This is a genomic window from Pseudomonas sp. B2021 (assembly GCF_018135665.1).
GTDB lineage: Bacteria > Pseudomonadota > Gammaproteobacteria > Pseudomonadales > Pseudomonadaceae > Aquipseudomonas > Aquipseudomonas lactis.
On sequence record NZ_SMOF01000001.1, the window covers coordinates 5,550,199 to 5,568,581 of the forward strand.

General features: G+C 60.1%; 13 protein-coding genes and 1 tRNA gene. 11 read left to right on the plus strand and 3 right to left on the minus strand.

The window, feature by feature from the left end; genetic code table 11:
- Window positions 1-27 precede the first annotated feature (27 nt).
- Window positions 28-1,260, plus strand: a complete 1,233-nt coding sequence (locus E1K68_RS25125) for a multifunctional CCA addition/repair protein (protein WP_034133902.1) — start codon at window positions 28-30, stop codon at window positions 1,258-1,260.
- Between the two features lie 72 nt (window positions 1,261-1,332).
- On the opposite strand, the gene folK is transcribed toward E1K68_RS25125, so the two are convergent.
- Window positions 1,333-1,851 carry a 2-amino-4-hydroxy-6-hydroxymethyldihydropteridine diphosphokinase gene (gene folK, locus E1K68_RS25130; protein WP_003194741.1) on the minus strand — a complete coding sequence of 173 codons (519 nt, stop codon included), beginning with the start codon at window positions 1,849-1,851 and terminating at the stop codon, window positions 1,333-1,335.
- A complete protein-coding gene (gene folB / locus E1K68_RS25135) occupies window positions 1,842-2,195 on the minus strand; it encodes a dihydroneopterin aldolase (RefSeq protein ID WP_032895029.1) in 354 nt (117 codons plus the stop codon). Before folB ends, folK begins: the two co-directional genes overlap by 10 nt.
- A gap of 74 nt (window positions 2,196-2,269) precedes the next feature.
- Between folB and plsY the strand changes: the two genes are divergently transcribed.
- Window positions 2,270-2,839 (plus strand): glycerol-3-phosphate 1-O-acyltransferase PlsY, encoded by a 570-nt coding sequence (gene plsY, locus E1K68_RS25140; protein WP_212614781.1) that lies wholly within the window; start codon window positions 2,270-2,272, stop codon window positions 2,837-2,839.
- A gap of 31 nt (window positions 2,840-2,870) precedes the next feature.
- Here plsY and tsaD read toward each other — a convergent pair whose 3' ends face one another.
- On the minus strand, window positions 2,871-3,896 hold the full coding sequence (gene tsaD / locus E1K68_RS25145; protein WP_003194748.1) for a tRNA (adenosine(37)-N6)-threonylcarbamoyltransferase complex transferase subunit TsaD: 1,026 nt from the start codon (window positions 3,894-3,896) through the stop codon (window positions 2,871-2,873).
- A gap of 203 nt (window positions 3,897-4,099) precedes the next feature.
- On the opposite strand from tsaD, the gene rpsU reads away from it, so the two are divergent.
- The 9 genes from rpsU (at window position 4,100) to pqqF (ending at window position 18,247) form a co-directional block, all read left to right on the plus strand.
- A complete protein-coding gene (gene rpsU, locus E1K68_RS25150; RefSeq protein WP_002551877.1) occupies window positions 4,100-4,315 on the plus strand; it encodes a 30S ribosomal protein S21 in 216 nt (71 codons plus the stop codon).
- A 442-nt stretch (window positions 4,316-4,757) separates the two neighbouring features.
- The gene (gene dnaG, locus E1K68_RS25155; protein WP_212614782.1) at window positions 4,758-6,728 is read left to right on the plus strand and encodes a DNA primase; all 1,971 of its coding nucleotides are present in this window, start codon (window positions 4,758-4,760) and stop codon (window positions 6,726-6,728) included.
- A 67-nt stretch (window positions 6,729-6,795) separates the two neighbouring features.
- Complete coding sequence (rpoD, locus tag E1K68_RS25160) at window positions 6,796-8,643, plus strand: RNA polymerase sigma factor RpoD (protein WP_003194751.1); 1,848 nt, start codon at window positions 6,796-6,798, stop codon at window positions 8,641-8,643.
- Between the two features lie 135 nt (window positions 8,644-8,778).
- Window positions 8,779-12,522: a bifunctional diguanylate cyclase/phosphodiesterase gene (locus E1K68_RS25165; protein ID WP_212614783.1), complete on the plus strand. Its 3,744-nt coding sequence runs from the start codon at window positions 8,779-8,781 to the stop codon at window positions 12,520-12,522.
- 15 nt (window positions 12,523-12,537) lie between these two features.
- A tRNA-Ile gene (locus E1K68_RS25170) sits at window positions 12,538-12,614 on the plus strand.
- Between the two features lie 112 nt (window positions 12,615-12,726).
- Window positions 12,727-13,173: an Lrp/AsnC family transcriptional regulator gene (locus E1K68_RS25175; RefSeq protein ID WP_212614784.1), complete on the plus strand. Its 447-nt coding sequence runs from the start codon at window positions 12,727-12,729 to the stop codon at window positions 13,171-13,173.
- A 147-nt stretch (window positions 13,174-13,320) separates the two neighbouring features.
- Window positions 13,321-15,024, plus strand: a complete 1,704-nt coding sequence (locus E1K68_RS25180; protein WP_003194758.1) for an NAD(P)/FAD-dependent oxidoreductase — start codon at window positions 13,321-13,323, stop codon at window positions 15,022-15,024.
- 10 nt (window positions 15,025-15,034) lie between these two features.
- Window positions 15,035-15,829, plus strand: a complete 795-nt coding sequence (locus tag E1K68_RS25185) for a carbon-nitrogen hydrolase family protein (protein WP_212614785.1) — start codon at window positions 15,035-15,037, stop codon at window positions 15,827-15,829.
- A 48-nt stretch (window positions 15,830-15,877) separates the two neighbouring features.
- Window positions 15,878-18,247 (plus strand): pyrroloquinoline quinone biosynthesis protein PqqF, encoded by a 2,370-nt coding sequence (gene pqqF, locus E1K68_RS25190; RefSeq protein WP_212614786.1) that lies wholly within the window; start codon window positions 15,878-15,880, stop codon window positions 18,245-18,247.
- Window positions 18,248-18,383: the final 136 nt, after the last annotated feature.

An 18,383-nucleotide genomic window follows, 5' to 3' on the forward strand; every position in this document is an offset into this window, starting at 1 on the left:
TCCTGTGCCGCTAATGGAGGCTTTTTCATGAAAATCTACAAAGTCGGCGGCGCCGTGCGTGATCGCCTTCTGGGCATCGAGGTCACTGATATAGACCGTGTCGTCGTTGGCGCGACGGCCGAAGAGATGCTCGCCAAGGGTTATAAACCGGTGGGCGCCGATTTCCCGGTATTTCTCGACCCGAAGAACGGTGACGAATACGCCCTCGCTCGCACCGAACGCAAGAATGGCCGGGGTTACGGTGGCTTCATATTCCATGCGAGCCCCGACGTTACACTGGAAGAAGACCTTATACGGCGTGACCTGACCATCAATGCCATGGCAGAGGACGACGAAGGTAATCTGACTGACCCTTACCATGGCCAACGCGACCTTGAAGCGCGTATTTTGCGGCATGTTTCTCCTGCGTTCGCCGAAGATCCACTCCGAGTGCTGCGTGTTGCACGCTTCGCCGCGCGCTATGCGCCTCTTGGCTTCACAGTCGCCCCCGAGACGCTGGCGTTAATGCGCCAACTCAGTGAGTCCGGCGAGTTGGAGGCCCTTACCCCCGAGCGCAGCTGGAAGGAAATCTCACGGGCGCTGATGGAAGCTCAACCCCAGGTATTTATTCAAGTGCTGCGTGACTGCGACGCGCTGAAAACCTTGATGCCGGAAGTGAATGCGCTGTTCGGCGTGCCGCAGCCCGCAGCTCACCACCCGGAAATAGACACCGGCGTGCACACCTTGAGCGTGCTGGAGCAGGCCGCCCAGCACAAGCAACCGCTGAGCGTGCGCTGGGCCTGCCTGCTGCATGATTTGGGCAAAGGCCTGACGCCTGTGGATAAGTTGCCGCAGCATATTGCCCACGAGCAACGCGGCCTGAAGCTGATCAAAGCGGTGAATGAGCGTTTCAAGGTACCGAGGGATTGCCAGGAATTGGCCTTACTCGTGGGGCAATATCATACCCATGGGCATCGTGCGCTGGAGCTCAAGCCCTCGACATTGCTGGAGTTGCTGCAAAGCTTCGACGTGTACCGTCGGCCGCAACGCTTTGAAGAGTTCGTGGTGGCCTGCGAAATGGACGCTCGGGGCCGCAAGGGTTTTGAGCAACGCAGTTATCCACAGGCCGATTACTTGCGCGCAGCGGCAAAGGCTGCACGCGAAGTGCCGGTCGCGCCACTGCTGGAAAAAGGTTTCAAGGGCCCCGAGCTGGGCGAGGCGCTCAAGCGCGAACGACTCAAAGCGCTTAAAGCCTACAAGGAACAGCAAAAGCCCCTGTAGGAGCGAGCTTGCTCGCGAAGAACCTCAACGATGACGCAGCGCCCTCAGGTTCTTCGCGAGCAAGCTCGGCGCCTACAAAAGAGCTTGTGGCGTGAGTGGCCGCCCCTGCCACTCGAACGCCACAGGTGCCAGCACCTGATCAATCTGCGCGTCTCGCCACAACTGGGCCATCGTCTTGCCGGCCTCAGGGTGCATACGCTGCGGCGCCATCATCGACAGCGGCCACAACACAAAGGCGTTTTTCAGAATTTCGGCTCGCGGTAGGACCAAGCCATCAAAATCGCCCACCAGATCGCCATACAACAACACATCGATATCCAGCGGCAGGCCTTTGCGGTCTGGCGCGTAGCGGCCATTGTCAGCCTCGATGGATTTCAAACGACGATCTAACTCCATCAACGGCAGGTCGGTATAAGCCGAAACCACCAGATTGAAAAACGGCCCACTTTTGATCCCCACCGGCTGGCTTTCGAACACCGCCGAACAGCGCATATCCGTCAAGAAACCCGCCAACGCATCCAAGCCGGCACATAGACGAGCCTCGCGGTCGATATTGCTGCCAAGCCCGAGGTAAACCTGAGTCAACGACATCCGCGCTCGATCTCCACGCCCACGCCCTTGGCAGCCGGTACCGCGCCGGGCTTGGTCAACTTGAGGTGCAACCAGGGAATCTGGAATTCACTCATCAGCACTTCGGCCAGGCGCTCGGCAAAGGTTTCCACCAACTGGTACTGGGACTGCTCGGCGAAGGCCTGGATACGCGCAGACACCCTGGCGTAATCCAGTGCCAGGGTCAGGTCATCACCGGCCGCGGCTGGGCGATTATCCCAGGCGAAGCTAAGGTCCAGGCGCAGGCATTGCCGGATTCCGCGCTCCCAGTCGTAAGCCCCGATCACGGTGTCGACTTCCAGGCCTTCGATAAACACTCTGTCCAAGCACTTTTCTCCGCAGCACGACAAGGGCGCGATGCCCCGTTAGAATCAGGGCGTCCTCGCCCGGAATAGTTAGCATGTTTTGGTCACTGGCGATTCTCGCCTACCTGCTCGGCTCGCTGTCCTTCGCCATTTTGCTCAGCCGCTTGACGGGAAATCCCGATCCGCGAATGAGTGGCTCAGGCAATGCCGGGGCCACCAATATGTTGCGCCTGGCCGGCAAGAAACTCGCCGTCCTGACCTTGCTGGGCGACCTGTGCAAGGGCCTGCTGCCCGTGCTGATCGCCAGCCTCGTCGGCCTTAGCTTGCAACAGCAAGCCTGGGTGGGCCTATGTGCCGTCTTGGGCCACCTGTTCCCGTTGTACTTCCGCTTTCGCGGCGGCAAGGGCGTCGCCACGGCGGCCGGCATGCTGCTGGGCATATACCCACCGGCGGCGTTACTGGCCATGCTCGCCTGGCTGCTGACGTTCTACCTGACCCGCACCAGCTCGCTGGCCGCGCTGATTGCTACGCCACTGACCCTACCGTTGCTGGCCTGGCAGGAACCGCAAGCACTGGTGCCGATGAGCGTACTGACACTGCTGATCGTCTGGCGCCACCGCGGCAATCTACGCGACCTCTTTGCCGGGCGCGAACGGCATTTTTAAATACCCCGCCTGGGCCCGGCGCCCTTGAACCCTACAACGGCGGCAATTGCTCCATCGGCCAGCGCGCCTGCACGCTGATCGCCAGGCTTTCGTGCTGCCCGGCCTGCAAGCGCTGGCAACCGGCGTAGGCGATCATTGCGCCGTTGTCAGTGCAGAACTCAGGGCGTGCGTAGAACACATTGCCATTCATATCGCCGAGCATTTTTTCCAGGGAACTGCGCAACGCCTTGTTGGCGCTGACGCCGCCTGCGATCACCAGCCGCTTCATGCCCGCCTGTTTCAGGGCGCGCTTGCACTTGATGGTCAAAGTCTCCACCACAGCCTGCTGGAACGCCAGCGCGATGTCGCAACGGGCTTGTTGGCCGTCGTCCCCGGCGCTGACGCTCTGCTGCCAGGTGTTCAAGGCAGAGGTTTTCAAGCCGCTGAAACTGAACATCAAGCCAGGACGATCACACATCGGCCGCGGGAAGGTATAGCGACCGGCAACGCCGTTCTCGGCCAGGCGGGCGATTTCCGGACCGCCAGGATAATTAAGCCCCATCATCTTCGCGGTTTTGTCGAACGCTTCGCCGGCAGCATCGTCCAGCGACTCGCCTAACAGCGTGTATTGGCCGATCCCATCCACCTGAACCAGCTGCGTATGCCCCCCCGAAACCAACAAAGCGACGAACGGGAACTCTGGCGGTGTTTTTTCCAGCATGGGTGCCAATAAATGGCCTTCCATATGGTGCACGCCAAGGGCAGGAATACCCCAGGCAAAGGCCAGCGCCTGGGCGCAAGAAGCCCCAACTAGCAGGGCTCCGACCAATCCGGGCCCTGCCGTGTAGGCGATGGCATCGATCTCGGTTGCCACACAGCCGGCCTCATCCAGCACCTGGCGGATCAGCGGCAGCATGCGCTTGACGTGATCGCGGCTGGCAAGCTCCGGCACCACGCCGCCATAGGCGCGATGCAGGTCGATCTGACTGAACAGTGCATCGGCCAAAAGCCCGCGTTCACTGTCGTATAGTGCGACTCCGGTTTCGTCGCAGGAGGTTTCAAGTCCCAGTACTAGCATGGGTTTGCGCCTTGTAGAGGCTGAATTCGAAGGCGCGCATAATAGTCGCCACTCCCCCTCCCGACTAGCGGTTTTCGATCAGAGGCTTTGCATTCCGGGCAATGAGGGGTTAACATCCGCAACCCTTAAAAACCGACGACCTCAGCCGCGAATTTTTTGCGACGAGAACGTTGATTCCCGGTAATGAAAGAAGGTAGCTCTGGATGCCAGCCGTCAAAGTAAAAGAGAACGAACCCTTCGACGTAGCTCTGCGTCGTTTCAAGCGCTCCTGCGAAAAAGCCGGTGTTCTGGCTGAAGTTCGTAGCCGCGAATTTTATGAGAAGCCAACTTCTGAGCGTAAGCGCAAAGCAGCAGCCGCTGTTAAGCGTCACGCTAAGAAAGTTCAGCGCGAACAGCGCCGCGCCGTTCGTCTGTACTAATACACAGACGTTCGTAGCAAGCTTCTGCCAAGCCCGGCCCTCAGCCGGGCTGTTGGCATTTGCGGATATCGCTTGATGCTTCACCGTCGACGCCGCACATGCGACCGAGACACTGCTTCACACGTCAGGGCTGGCTCTTTTGCCAGCGGTGCACGTCTCTTCTGACGAGCCTAACAAGGCTACTGACGAGCACACCTATTCTTCAAACAGACGATCAACCGTGTCGGCTGTGCCCATCGATGCGTTTCCGAGGCCGCCATTGGCCAAGACCGGACGCCCGGGCAACATTTCCATGCCGAAGACTGATCAGAAACTACCCTCAGTGAATATTCGGCAGATACACTTCCTGATGACCCATGCAGACGATGATGATCGAGCACTCCATACGTGCGCTTGAACACGTCACGGGCCCTCATTTACACGCAGTGATGACGAGAACGCCATGGCCGGGCTGATTCCCCAGAGCTTTATTGACGACCTTCTGAACCGCACCGACATCGTCGATGTTGTCAGCTCACGCGTACAGCTGAAAAAAGCCGGCAAAAACTACACCGCCTGCTGCCCGTTCCATAAAGAAAAAACCCCATCGTTCAGCGTCAGCCCCGACAAACAGTTTTATTACTGCTTCGGTTGCGGCGCGGGCGGGAATGCCCTGGGCTTCCTGATGGACCACGACAACCTGGATTTCCCCCAAGCTGTCGAGGACCTGGCGAAAGCCGCCGGCATGGAAGTGCCCCGCGAAGAAAGTGGTCGCCCGCACAAACCCCGGCAACCCACCGATTCGCCGCTGTATCCGCTACTGACCGCCGCTGCCGACTTTTACCGCCAGGCACTCAAGAGCCATCCGCAGCGCAAGGCCGCTGTCGACTACCTCAAAGGGCGCGGCCTCACCGGCGAAATCGCTCGGGACTTCGGTCTCGGCTTCGCCCCGCCGGGCTGGGACAACCTGTATAAGCACCTGAGCAGCGACACCCTCCAGCAAAAGGCCATGATCGATGCCGGCCTGCTGGTGGAAAACGCCGAGACCGGCAAGCGCTATGACCGCTTCCGCGACCGCGTGATGTTCCCGATCCGCGACAGCCGTGGCCGTATCATCGCCTTTGGTGGCCGCGTGCTTGGAGACGACAAGCCCAAGTACCTGAACTCCCCGGAAACCCCGGTATTCCACAAGGGCCAGGAACTCTACGGCCTGTTCGAAGCGCGCAAGAACAACCGCAACCTCGACGAGATCATCGTGGTTGAAGGCTATATGGACGTGATCGCCCTGGCCCAACAAGGCCTGCGCAACGCGGTCGCCACCCTCGGCACCGCCACCAGCGAAGAACATTTGAAGCGCCTGTTTCGCGTCGTGCCCAGCGTGCTGTTTTGCTTCGATGGCGACCAAGCTGGCCGCAACGCCGCCTGGCGCGCGCTCGAAGCCACGCTGTCGAGCCTGCAGGATGGGCGCCGCGCTCGCTTCCTGTTCCTGCCCGAAGGCGAAGACCCGGACACCCTGGTGCGTTCGGAAGGTACCGACGCGTTCCGTGCACGCATCAATCAACATGGGCAGCCGCTTGCGGATTATTTTTTTCAGCAACTGACCGAAGAGGCCGACCCGCGCTCCCTCGAAGGCAAGGCCCACATGGCCACCCTCGCGGCGCCGCTGATCGACAAGGTCCCGGGCGCCAACTTGCGCACACTGATGCGTCAGCGTCTGCTGGAGATCACTGGCTTGAGCGGCGAAGCCGTGAGCCAGCTGGTGCACAGCGCACCACAGGATGCACCGCCAACCTACGACCCCGGCATGGATTACGACGCCATGCCGGACTACGCTGACTTTCACCAACCTCAGGAGGCCTTCGCGCCCCAGCAGGAATGGACGCCGAAGAAGCCGGGCGCCGGCGGCAAGAAGTGGGACAAAAAGCCCTGGAGCAAAAACGGCAAACGCGGTGATCGCGATGAAGCCTACGCGCCACGCACACCCGTAGCGGTGGAAGCCCCCACACTGATTGCACTGCGCACACTGATTCACCACCCGCAATTGGCCGGCAAGGTTGAAAGTGCCGACCACTTTGCCAACGAGAGCAACACCTACGCTCAGGTGCTTATCGCACTGATCGAAGCCGTGCAGAAAAACCCTAAGCTAAACTCAATTCAGTTGATGGCTCGCTGGCATGGCACGGAACAGGGCCGTTTATTGCGGGCACTGGCGGAAAAGGAGTGGCTAATTGACGGCGACAACCTTGAACAACAGTTTTTAGACACCATTAATAGGTTATCCGCGGGTCAACACACTCAGACCCTCGACGAACTTATCAAGAGAGCGAGGCAGCCGGGATTATCGGCTGAAGAGCAAATTCAGATAGCAAAACAGATGCGCGACCTCTTAAAACAGAATGTTTACGCATCAAACCCGACCTCAGCTGGCGTGTGAGGTCATAGCTCGGGTATAATCCTCGGCTTGTTTTTTGCCCGCCAAGACCTTCAGTGGATAGGGTGTTATGTCCGGAAAAGCGCAACAGCAGTCTCGTATCAAAGAGTTGATACTTCTTGGTCGTGAGCAGGGTTACCTGACTTACGCGGAGGTCAACGACCACCTGCCTGAGGATATTTCAGATCCTGAGCAGGTGGAAGACATCATCCGCATGATTAACGACATGGGGATCAACGTATTCGAAGTCGCGCCAGATAAGGATTCCCTTATGCTGGCCGACGCTGATACCGACGAGGCCGCCGCTGAGGAAGCTGCTGCCGCGCTGGCTGCAGTAGAGACCGATATCGGCCGCACGACAGACCCGGTGCGCATGTATATGCGCGAAATGGGTACCGTCGAGCTGCTGACACGCGAAGGCGAAATCGAAATCGCCAAGCGTATCGAAGAGGGCATCCGCGAAGTGATGGGCGCCATTGCGCACTTCCCTGGCACGGTTGACCACATTCTCTCCGAGTACACCCGCGTCACCACCGAAGGTGGCCGCCTGTCCGACGTCCTGAGCGGTTATATCGACCCGGACGACGGCATTGCGCCGCCTGCCGCCGAAGTGCCGCCGCCTGTTGATGCGAAAGCCGCAAAAGCGGACGACGACACCGACGACGACGAAGCTGAAAGCAGCGACGACGAAGAAGAAGCCGAAAGCGGTCCAGACCCGGTCATCGCTGCCCAGCGCTTCGGTGCGGTTTCCGATCAAATGGAAATCACCCGCAAGGCCCTGAAAAAGCACGGTCGTGGCAACAAGCAGGCGATTGCCGAGCTGGTGGCCCTGGCTGAGCTGTTCATGCCGATCAAGCTGGTGCCCAAGCAATTCGAAGGCCTAGTTGAGCGTGTTCGCAGCGCCCTTGAGCGTCTGCGTGCCCAAGAGCGTGCGATCATGCAGCTCTGTGTGCGTGATGCGCGCATGCCGCGTACCGATTTCCTGCGCCAGTTCCCGGGCAACGAAGTTGACGAAAGCTGGAGCGACGCACTGGCCAAGGGCAAGGCGAAATACGCCGAAGCCATCGGCCGCCTGCAGCCCGATATCATCCGTTGCCAGCAGAAGCTGACCGCGCTTGAAACCGAAACCGGCCTGACGATTGCAGAAATCAAAGACATCAACCGTCGCATGTCGATCGGCGAGGCCAAGGCCCGCCGCGCGAAGAAAGAGATGGTTGAAGCGAACTTGCGTCTGGTGATCTCCATCGCCAAGAAGTACACCAACCGTGGCCTGCAATTCCTTGATCTGATCCAGGAAGGCAACATCGGCTTGATGAAGGCGGTGGACAAGTTCGAATACCGTCGCGGCTACAAGTTCTCGACTTATGCCACCTGGTGGATCCGTCAGGCGATCACTCGCTCGATCGCCGACCAGGCCCGCACCATCCGTATTCCGGTGCACATGATCGAGACCATCAACAAGCTCAACCGTATTTCCCGGCAGATGTTGCAGGAAATGGGTCGCGAACCGACCCCGGAAGAGCTGGGCGAACGCATGGAAATGCCTGAGGATAAAATCCGCAAGGTATTGAAGATCGCTAAAGAGCCGATCTCCATGGAAACGCCGATTGGTGATGACGAAGACTCCCATCTGGGTGACTTCATCGAAGACTCGACCATGCAGTCGCCAATCGATGTCGCCACTGTTGAGAGCTTGAAAGAAGCGACTCGCGACGTACTGTCCGGCCTCACTGCCCGTGAAGCCAAGGTACTGCGCATGCGTTTCGGCATCGACATGAATACCGACCACACCCTTGAGGAAGTCGGTAAGCAGTTTGACGTGACCCGTGAGCGGATCCGTCAGATCGAAGCCAAGGCGCTGCGCAAGTTGCGCCACCCGACGCGAAGCGAGCATCTGCGCTCCTTCCTCGACGAGTGATACCAGAACCCCCGGCCCAGGCCGGGGGTTTTGCTTTCTACCGACCGCTTTCCACAGATTAACTGCCCCGCACCACCCCGCCCTCGCAATGCCCGTCTACACTCGAGACATTCCCCGTGCCATAACGAGACCGTTATGCCCAGATTGCCGACCGTGATACTGCTGTCGCTGCTGACCTGGACCGCAACGGCTGGCGCGTTGACTCTTACGGATGATGAGCGTAGCTGGTTGGCGGACCATCAGGAGCTGCGCCTAGGCGTGGATGCGTCTTGGCCACCTTTTGAATATCGCGATGAAAATGGCCGATATCAGGGCTTGGCTGCCGATTACGTACGCCTACTCCAGGACCGTCTGGGCGTTCGAATCAAACTGATCGAACCCGTTAACTGGACCGCGGTGCTTGAACAAGCCCGCAATAATCAGCTCGACCTGCTGCCTGGCATCATGTCCACCCCCGAACGCCAAAACTTCCTGGCCTTCACACGCCCCTATCTCGACTTTCCCATCGTCATCCTGGCCCATGAAGGCGGCGCGAAACCACGCAGCCTCAAGGATTTGTACGGCCTGAAAATTGCCGTGGTGGAAAACTACGCGCCCCATGAACTGCTGCGTACCCACCATCCGGACCTGAATTTGGTGGCGATGCCCAACGTCAGTTCGACGCTGCAAGCCCTGGCCACCGATGAAGTGGATGCCGTGGTCGGCGACCTCGCCTCCAGCGTCTGGAGCCTGCGCCAACTCAAGCTCGACGGCCTGTACGTCAGCGGCGAAACACCCTATCGCTACCAACTGGCGATGGGCGTACCGCGGGATGAGAAAATCCTGGTGGGCATCCTGGACAAAGTCCTCGCCGACCTCAGCTCAGCCGAAACGGATGCGATCCAGCAACACTGGGTCGGCAGCTTCACCGATCACCGCACCTTCTGGGCTGACTTGCTCACGTACGGCCTGCCAGCGGTGCTGCTATTGAGTACGGTGCTGGCAATCGTGATTCGGATCAATCGCCGGCTCAGCTCGGAAATTTCCCGCCGGGTCGCCCTTGAGCAAGAACTGCGAAGCAGCGAATACCACTATCGCGGCCTGGTGGAGAGCTTGTCCGCCATCGCCTGGGAAGCAAGCATCAGCGATTTCACCTACAGCTATGTGTCGCCCCATGCCGAAGACCTGCTCGGTTATCCCCGCGCCCATTGGCTGATTCCAGGCTTCTGGCGCAACATCATCCACCCCGCCGACCTGACCCGCGCCGAGGCCTATTGCTATCGGGAAACTCGCGCTAACCGTGATCACAGCATTGATTACCGGGTCATCACCGCTGATGGCCGCTGTCTGTGGGTACGTGACATTGTCAGCCTGATCGAACACGGCCACGAGCCAGTGCTGCGCGGCCTGATGATCGACATCAGCGAAGCCAAGCGCACCGAGGAAGCCCTGCAACTGTCCGAGCAGAAATTTGCCTCGGTGTTTCAGCAGTGCCCAGACATCCTGGTGATTGCCCAGTTGTCTGATGGCTGCCTGCTGGAGGTCAACAAGGCATTCGAGGACCAGATTGGGCTGCGCGCCGACGAGGTGGTAGGCAAAACCGCCTCAGATCTGAATATATGGGGCATTCAGGGCGTCGGTCCGGATTTGCTGCAGCGGGTACAGACCACCAGTATCCGTAACCTGGAAATGTCCTTTCTGCGCAGCAATGGTCAGGCATTTACCGGGCTGATCTCAGCTGAGCCGTTCCAACTCGATACCACTGAAGCCCTGGTGGTGGTGGTGCGCGATATCACCGAGCTCAAGGAAACCCAACAGCAGCTGCAAACCTCCGAAGAGAAATTCGCCAAGGCATTCCATGCTTCCCCCGACGGTTTACTACTGAGTCGCCAAAGAGATGGCCTGCTGATTGAAGTGAACGAAGGTTTCAGCCACCTGACCGGTTTCACCAGCGCCTCCTCACTTGACCAATCAACCCTGGACCTAGGCATCTGGGTCGACCTCAACGAACGCAAACACATGCTGGAGTTGATGCAGCGCGACGGTTTTGTGCGCGATTTCATCTGTCATATCCGTCGTGCCGACGGCCAGATTCGCCTGTGCGAAGTGTCCAGCCGCCCACTGCCGATTGGCGACGAAGATTGCATGCTGACCATCGCCCGGGACATCACCGAACGCCAGTTGATGCAGGAAAAACTGCAGCAGGCCGCCACGGTGTTCGAAAGCACCGCCGAAGGCGTCTTGATCACCGACACACGGCAGAACATCAGCGCCGTCAACCGCGCCTTCACTGAGATAACCGGCTACAGCGAGGTTGAAGCCCTTGGTCATACCCCGCGCCTGCTCGCCTCCGGCCTGCATGACAGCGCGTTCTATGCGGCGATGTGGCACCAGTTGACGGCCCACGGTCATTGGCAAGGAGAGATCTCCAACCGCCGCAAGAACGGCGAGGTGTATCCGAGCTGGCTGACCATCAGCGCCGTGCGTAACCGCGAGCAATTGGTCACGCACTTCGTTGCCGTGTTCGCCGACATCTCCAGCCTCAAGCTGGCCCAGGCACGCCTGGATTATCAGGCCCACCACGACCCATTGACCGGCCTGCCCAACCGCACCCTGTTTGAAAACCGGTTGCAGGCCGCCCTCAACGGCCAGCAGGAAAGTGGTAAACAGGGCGCGGTGTTGTTTCTCGACCTTGATCGCTTCAAACACATCAACGACAGCCTCGGCCACCCGGTCGGCGACCTGCTGCTCAAAGACATCGCCGTACGCCTCAAGGAGCAGTTGCGGGACGTGGACACCGTTGCTCGCTTGGGCGGCGACGAATTCATTATCCTGTTGCCCGGCTTGCAACAGGCCAGCGACGCCCAGCACTTGGCGAACAAACTGCTCGACTGTTTTACCCCGCCATTCCAAGCCGGCGAGCATGAGTTTTTTATCAGCGCCAGTATCGGCACCAGCCTGTATCCGCAAGACGGTACCGACGTCGCCACCCTGGTCAAAAATGCCGACGCCGCAATGTATCGCTCCAAGGCCAAGGGGCGTAACCGGGTCGAGCGCTATACCCGCGACCTGACTGCCCAAGCCAATGAACGCGTAGCGCTGGAGCACGAACTGCGCCGCGCCATCGAGCGTGAAGAATTGAGCCTGTATTACCAACCCAAACGCAGCCTGGTCACCCAGCAACTGATCGGCGCCGAAGCCTTGATCCGCTGGCATCACCCGACTCTGGGCGAGGTCCCGCCCGAGCACTTTATTGCCCTGGCCGAAGAGAACGGCATGATCCTGCAAATCGGCGACTGGGTACTGGAACAGGCCTGCCGACAGCTGCACGCCTGGCAAACGGCTTTCGAGGACTTCGGCCCCCTGTCGGTCAACCTCGCAGGCGCGCAACTGCGTCACCCCAACCTGCTGTCACGTATCGAACAACTGCTGCGCGATTACCGCCTCGAACCCGGCTGCCTGCAACTGGAAATCACCGAAAACTTCATCATGAGCCAAGCCGAAGAAGCACTGGCGGTGTTGCACCAACTCAAGCGCCTAGGCGTCCAATTGGCGATCGATGATTTCGGCACCGGCTACTCGTCCCTCAGCTACCTCAAACGCCTGCCCCTGGACTTCCTCAAAATCGACCAATCCTTCGTGCGCGGCTTGCCCGACGACCCTCACGATGCAGCCATCGTGCGCGCCATCATCGCCCTCGGCCACAGCATGCAATTCACCATCATCGCCGAAGGCGTGGAGACTCCGGCGCAACAAGCATTCCTCGCAAGCGAGGGGTGTGAACAGATGCAAGGCTACATCGTCAGCCTGCCCCTCCCGCCGGAGCTTTTTGCCGCCAGCTTCCTTCGTACACGGCACAAGGATTTTTCGGATGGCACAGTGAACAAACCATCGCTATAATCCGCGACCTACTGAGGGCCTATAGCTCAGTTGGTTAGAGCAGGGGACTCATAATCCCTTGGTCGTAGGTTCGAGTCCTACTGGGCCCACCACACAAAAAAAGCCGCGCATTGCGCGGCTTTTGCGTATCTGGCATCACGGTTCTTTCAGCCAGGCCAAGCCTGTACCATGCTTGCTCATTGCCCCCGCACTGGAGCCCCCCCCTTGCCCGCCCTAGACGAAATCGACCGCCAACTGATCGCCGCCCTGCAGCTCAACGCCCGTGAAAGCGTGGCCATGCTCGCCAGGCAGTTGGGCATCGCGCGCACCACCGTCACGTCGCGTCTGGCCCGCCTGGAGAAAACCCAGGTCATCACCGGTTACGGCGTGCGCCTGGGCCAGCGCGTTGCGGATGGGGGGTTGCATGCTTATGTGGGCATTACCGTGCAACCCCGTTCGGGCAAAGAGGTGTTGCGCAGGCTGAGCACCATGGCGCAAGTGCAGCAGTTGTGCGCGGTAAGTGGAGAGTTCGATTACGTGGCTTGGCTGCGCACCGATTCGCCAGAGCAACTGGACCAATTGCTGGACCAGATCGGCAGTGTTGACGGCGTGGAAAAAACCACCACCTCGATCATCCTCAGTAACAAATTGGATCGCGGACAACCAATCTGATCACTACCTGCGTCATATTGACTAAAACCAGCGCAATACGACGACACATTGCGTCTTATTAACGAGCGCAACGCTCCCTAAACTGGCTGCCATCTTTTCCTATACTCAACGGGCCCTCCTCCCGCCGAGCCGTCAGTAAGGTCAGCCATGAGCATTCCGTCCAGCACCCTCAGCAAGCCTAATCGCCACCCGGGCGACGGCAAGAAACCCATCACTATCTTCGGCCCGGATTTCCCGTTTGCCTTTGATGACTGGATCGAACACCCCGCCGGGCTGGGCAGTATTCCTGCGGTTAATCACGGCGCCGAAGTGGCAATTGTGGGAGCCGGGATCGCGGGCCTGGTTGCGGCCTACGAGCTGATGAAGCTCGGGCTCAAGCCCGTTGTGTATGAAGCCTCGAAGATGGGTGGCCGCTTGCGCTCGCAGGCCTTTGAAGGCGCCGAAGGCATCATCGCCGAGCTGGGCGGCATGCGGTTCCCGGTGTCGTCCACCGCGTTCTACCATTACGTGGACAAGCTGGGACTGGAGACCAAGCCCTTTCCCAACCCGCTGACACCGGCGTCCGGCAGCACCGTGATCGATCTGGAAGGCCAGACCCACTACGCGCAAAAACTCGCCGATTTACCTGCACTGTTCCAGGAAGTGGCCGATGCCTGGGCCGACGCCCTGGAAGCCGGTTCACAGTTCGGCGATATCCAGCAGGCAATCCGCGACCGCGACGTGCCACGGCTCAAGGAACTGTGGAACAAGCTCGTGCCGCTGTGGGATGACCGTACCTTCTACGACTTCGTCGCCACCTCCAAGGCCTTCGCCAAGTTGTCGTTCCACCACCGTGAGGTGTTTGGCCAGGTCGGTTTCGGCACCGGCGGCTGGGACTCGGACTTCCCCAACTCGATGCTGGAAATCTTCCGCGTGGTGATGACCAACTGCGATGATCATCAACACCTGATCGTCGGTGGCGTGGCCCAAGTGCCCATGGGCATCTGGCGCCATGTGCCGGAACGCTGCGCCCACTGGCCGGCCGGTACCAGCCTGAGCTCGCTGCATAGAGGTGCGCCACGGGCCGGCGTGAAGCGCATTGCCCACGCCGCCGATGGCCGTTTCGCCGTTACCGACAACTACGGCGACACCCGTGAATACGCGGCGGTGCTGACCACCTGCCAAAGCTGGCTGCTGACCACCCAGATCGAATGCGACGAAACCCTGTTCTCGCAAAAAATGTGGATGGCCCTGGACCGCACTCGCTACATGCAGTCATCGAAAACCTTCGTGATGGTTGACCGCCCATTCTGGAAAGACAAAGACCCGCAAACTGGTCGCGACTTGATGAGCATGACCCTCACCGACCGCCTGACCCGAGGCACCTACCTGTTCGATAACGGTGACGACAAGCCGGGGGTGATCTGCCTGTCCTACTCGTGGATGAGCGATGCGCTGAAGATGCTGCCCCAGCCCATCGACAAGCGGGTGAAACTGGCCCTCGATGCACTGAAGAAGATCTACCCCAAGGTCGACATCAAGGCGCGCATCATCGGCGACCCGATCACCGTGTCCTGGGAAGCCGACCCGCATTTCCTCGGGGCTTTCAAAGGTGCCTTGCCCGGTCACTATCGCTATAACCAGCGGATGTATGCGCACTTCATGCAAAAGGATATGCCCGCCGAACAACGCGGGATCTTCATCGCGGGTGATGATGTATCGTGGACGCCCGCCTGGGTCGAAGGCGCGGTACAAACCTCGCTCAACGCGGTGTGGGGCATCATGAACCACTTCGGTGGCAGCACCCACCCGCAGAACCCAGGCCCGGGCGACGTGTTCGATGAAATTGGGCCCATCGCCCTGGCAGAATAAGGAGTTGAGCATGCGTGTCGCCTTGTACCAATGCCCGCCGCTGCCGCTGGATGTGGCCGCTAACCTGCAGCGCCTGCACCAGTTGGCCCATGAAGCACACGGCGCCGATGTGCTGGTGCTGCCAGAGATGTTTCTCAGCGGCTATAACATTGGCGCCGAAGCCGTTAGCGCACTGGCCGAGGCACAGGACGGGCCGTCGGCGCAGGCAATTGCCGAACTGGCGCAAGGTGCCGGGCTGGCGATTCTGTATGGCTACCCGGAGCGGGCCGAGGACGGCCAGATCTACAACGCCGTGCAGTTGATTGACGCCCACGGCAAGCGCCTGTGCAACTACCGTAAGACCCACCTGTTTGGCGACCTTGACCACTCGATGTTCAGCGCCGGCCCCGATGATTTCCCGGTGGTGGAGTTGAACGGGTGGAAGGTGGGCATGCTGATTTGCTACGACCTGGAATTTCCGGAAAACACCCGGCGCCTGGCCCTGGCCGGTGCCGAACTGATCCTGGTGCCCACCGCCAATATGGTGCCGTTCGACTTTGTTGCCGACGTCACCGTGCGGGCGCGAGCCTTTGAAAACCAGTGTTTTGTGGCCTATGCCAACTACTGCGGCCACGAAGACGAGATTCACTACTGCGGGCAAAGCAGCATTGCCGCGCCGGACGGCCAGCGAATTGCCCAGGCCGGCCTGGATGAAGCCTTGATCGTCGGCACCCTGGAGCGCCAATCGATCTTCGATGCCCGCGCCGCCAACCACTACCTACAAGACCGTCGCGCCGAACTCTACGGCGCGCTGCACAAGCCCTGACCCATTGGGTTTGCTAGCATAGGCACTTCCCACGCCTCGGAAGTGCCCATGCCTGCGCCGGTTCACCCTCATCCCGTTCACCTGACCCTCGCCAATGGCCTGCGGGTCTGCCTGCGCCATGCGCCACGCTTGAAGCGCTGCGCCGCCGTTTTACAGGTGGCTGCCGGCAGCCATGACGTGCCATTGGCTTGGCCTGGGCTGGCGCATTTTCTTGAGCACTTGCTGTTTCTCGGTACCGAGCGCTTTCCAGCCGGCGAAGGGCTGATGGCCTACGTGCAACGACACGGTGGGCAGGTCAATGCCAGCACCCGTGAGCGCACCACCGAGTTTTTCTTTGAACTGCCGGTGCCGGTTTTTACAGACGGGCTGATGCGGTTGGCGGATATGCTGACTCACCCACGCCTGGCCCTCGACGATCAACAGCGTGAGCGCGAAGTGCTCGACGCGGAGTTCATCGCCTGGTCCCAGGATGCCAAGGCCCAACAACAAGTGGCGCTGCTGCAAGGCTTGGCAGCAGATCATCCGTTGCGCGGTTTTCATGCCGGCAACCGCGACAGCCTGCCGGTGGAAAGCGAGGCCTTTCAGCAAGCCTTGCGCGGGTTCCACGCACACTTTTATCAAAGCGGGCAGATGACTTTGAGCCTTGCCGGCCCACAATCGCTGACCGACCTGCAGGCCATGGCCCAGCAGTTCAGTGACCAACTGACACCCGGGCCATTGCACCCGCAGGCCGCTCCACCGGCCTTGATGCAAGGCTCCGCACGCTGCTATCAACACGCCGCCGATCGCCACCTGCATCAGGTCATTACCTGTGACGCACCACGGGAAGCGTTGGCGTTTCTCTGCACCTGGCTCAACGCCTCGGCCCCCGGCGGGTTGCTCGCCGAACTGCAAGCTCGACGACTGGCCACCGCGCTGCAGGCGTCCGTGCTGTACCAGTTTGCGGATCAAGCCGTGCTGGATATCCACTTCACTCTCGGCAGCGAGCGCGAACCGGCCACGCAGATCGAAGAGTTACTGCACGACTGGCTGAGCTTCTTCGCACACAGCGACTGGACAGCGTTACGCGAAGAATTCGCCTTGCTCAATGCTCGCCAGCAACAGGTCCAAGGCGCCCTGGCCTTGGCGCGCAACGACGCCCACGATCTGTCGGAACAAGGCGCCGCTGCCCTCAAGGCCATGCTCGATTCACTGCACCTGCCCGCCTCCCGGCACCCTTGGCAACTGCCGCCTAACAATCCTTTGCTTCGTGCGCCCGCCAAGGAAGAACGCGCCGGCCTGATTCGCGGCCAAACCAGCGCCCATCGTGGCTTGCGTACCTTTGCCCAGGATCGCTCACGGGGCCGACGGGAGCTGTCGGCGCTGACCTTCAGCCAGGCGTTGGCGGATGACACGGGCGAAGGTGCGCTGTACCTGCACTGGCGGTTTGACTCGGCGGTACCCACCGGGCTGGAAAGCCTGTTGCGGCCGTTGTGCGAACAGGCACGGCAGGCGGGCGTCGAGTTGTCTTGCGAAACGATCGCCACTGACTGGCAGGTGAAGATGCACGGCCTCCACGAGCCCATGCCGGCGGTGCTCGAAGCGTTGGCGCGGTGCCTGAGTGGCTCGGATGAACCGTCGCCCGCTCCCGCGCCGATGATCGCCATCCGGGAACTGCTCAAGGCGTTGCCTACTTGCTGTGCCGGTGTTCAACCCGAGCCTCAGGGGACGACAGCGTCCTGGGCCACAGCACGCTGGCAGGGGCTGGTCACAGGCTTGCCCGCCAGCTGTGAAGCGGCGATCAAAGCCGCAGCGGCCCGGTTGCCTGGGCAACCGGCAACTCTGCCTTTCACACCTCAGGCCCTTGACGGACAAAAGCGCTGGCACGCAGTCAACACCGAATCCAGCGAGGCGGCGCTACTGCTATTTTGCCCAACGCCTGCGCAAACCCTCGCCGATGAAGCCAACTGGCGGTTACTCGGGCACGTGCTGCAAGGGCCGTTCTACCAGCGCTTGAGAGTCGAACTGCAAATCGGCTACGCCGTGTTCAGTGGCATCCGACAAATCAACGGCCAAACCGGCCTGCTGTTTGGGGTGCAATCGCCCAGCACTTCCCTGGACGGCATCGTCGAACAGTTGCAGGCCTTCCTCGAACAACTGCCGTCGTTGATCGAGCGCTGCCCCGACTTGGGTAACCAGGCCCTTGCGCAGCAGTTCGCGGCCCAGGCGCTACCCGTCAACCAGGCTGCCGAGTTGCTCTGGCATGCGCACTTGGCAGGTCATTCGTCGCGTTATCTGGATCAGCTTCAACAGTTGATTCAACAGCGCACACGCGAGGATGTGCAGCACGCCGCGCAGCAACTCAATGACGCCGCAGGCGGCTGGCAATGCGTGGCCAACGGGCGGTGTATCAACGACGACTGGCAAGCGGCGTCGTGATCATTGCCAACCCTGCAACAGGCTTTCTCCACCGAGACAGCGCTAACTTGAATAAAATTGCGTAACATTGCGCAGCAATATCTGAACATCTCCAATGGGAGGTGGACTATATGTATTACTTGGTAGTGAACGTCCC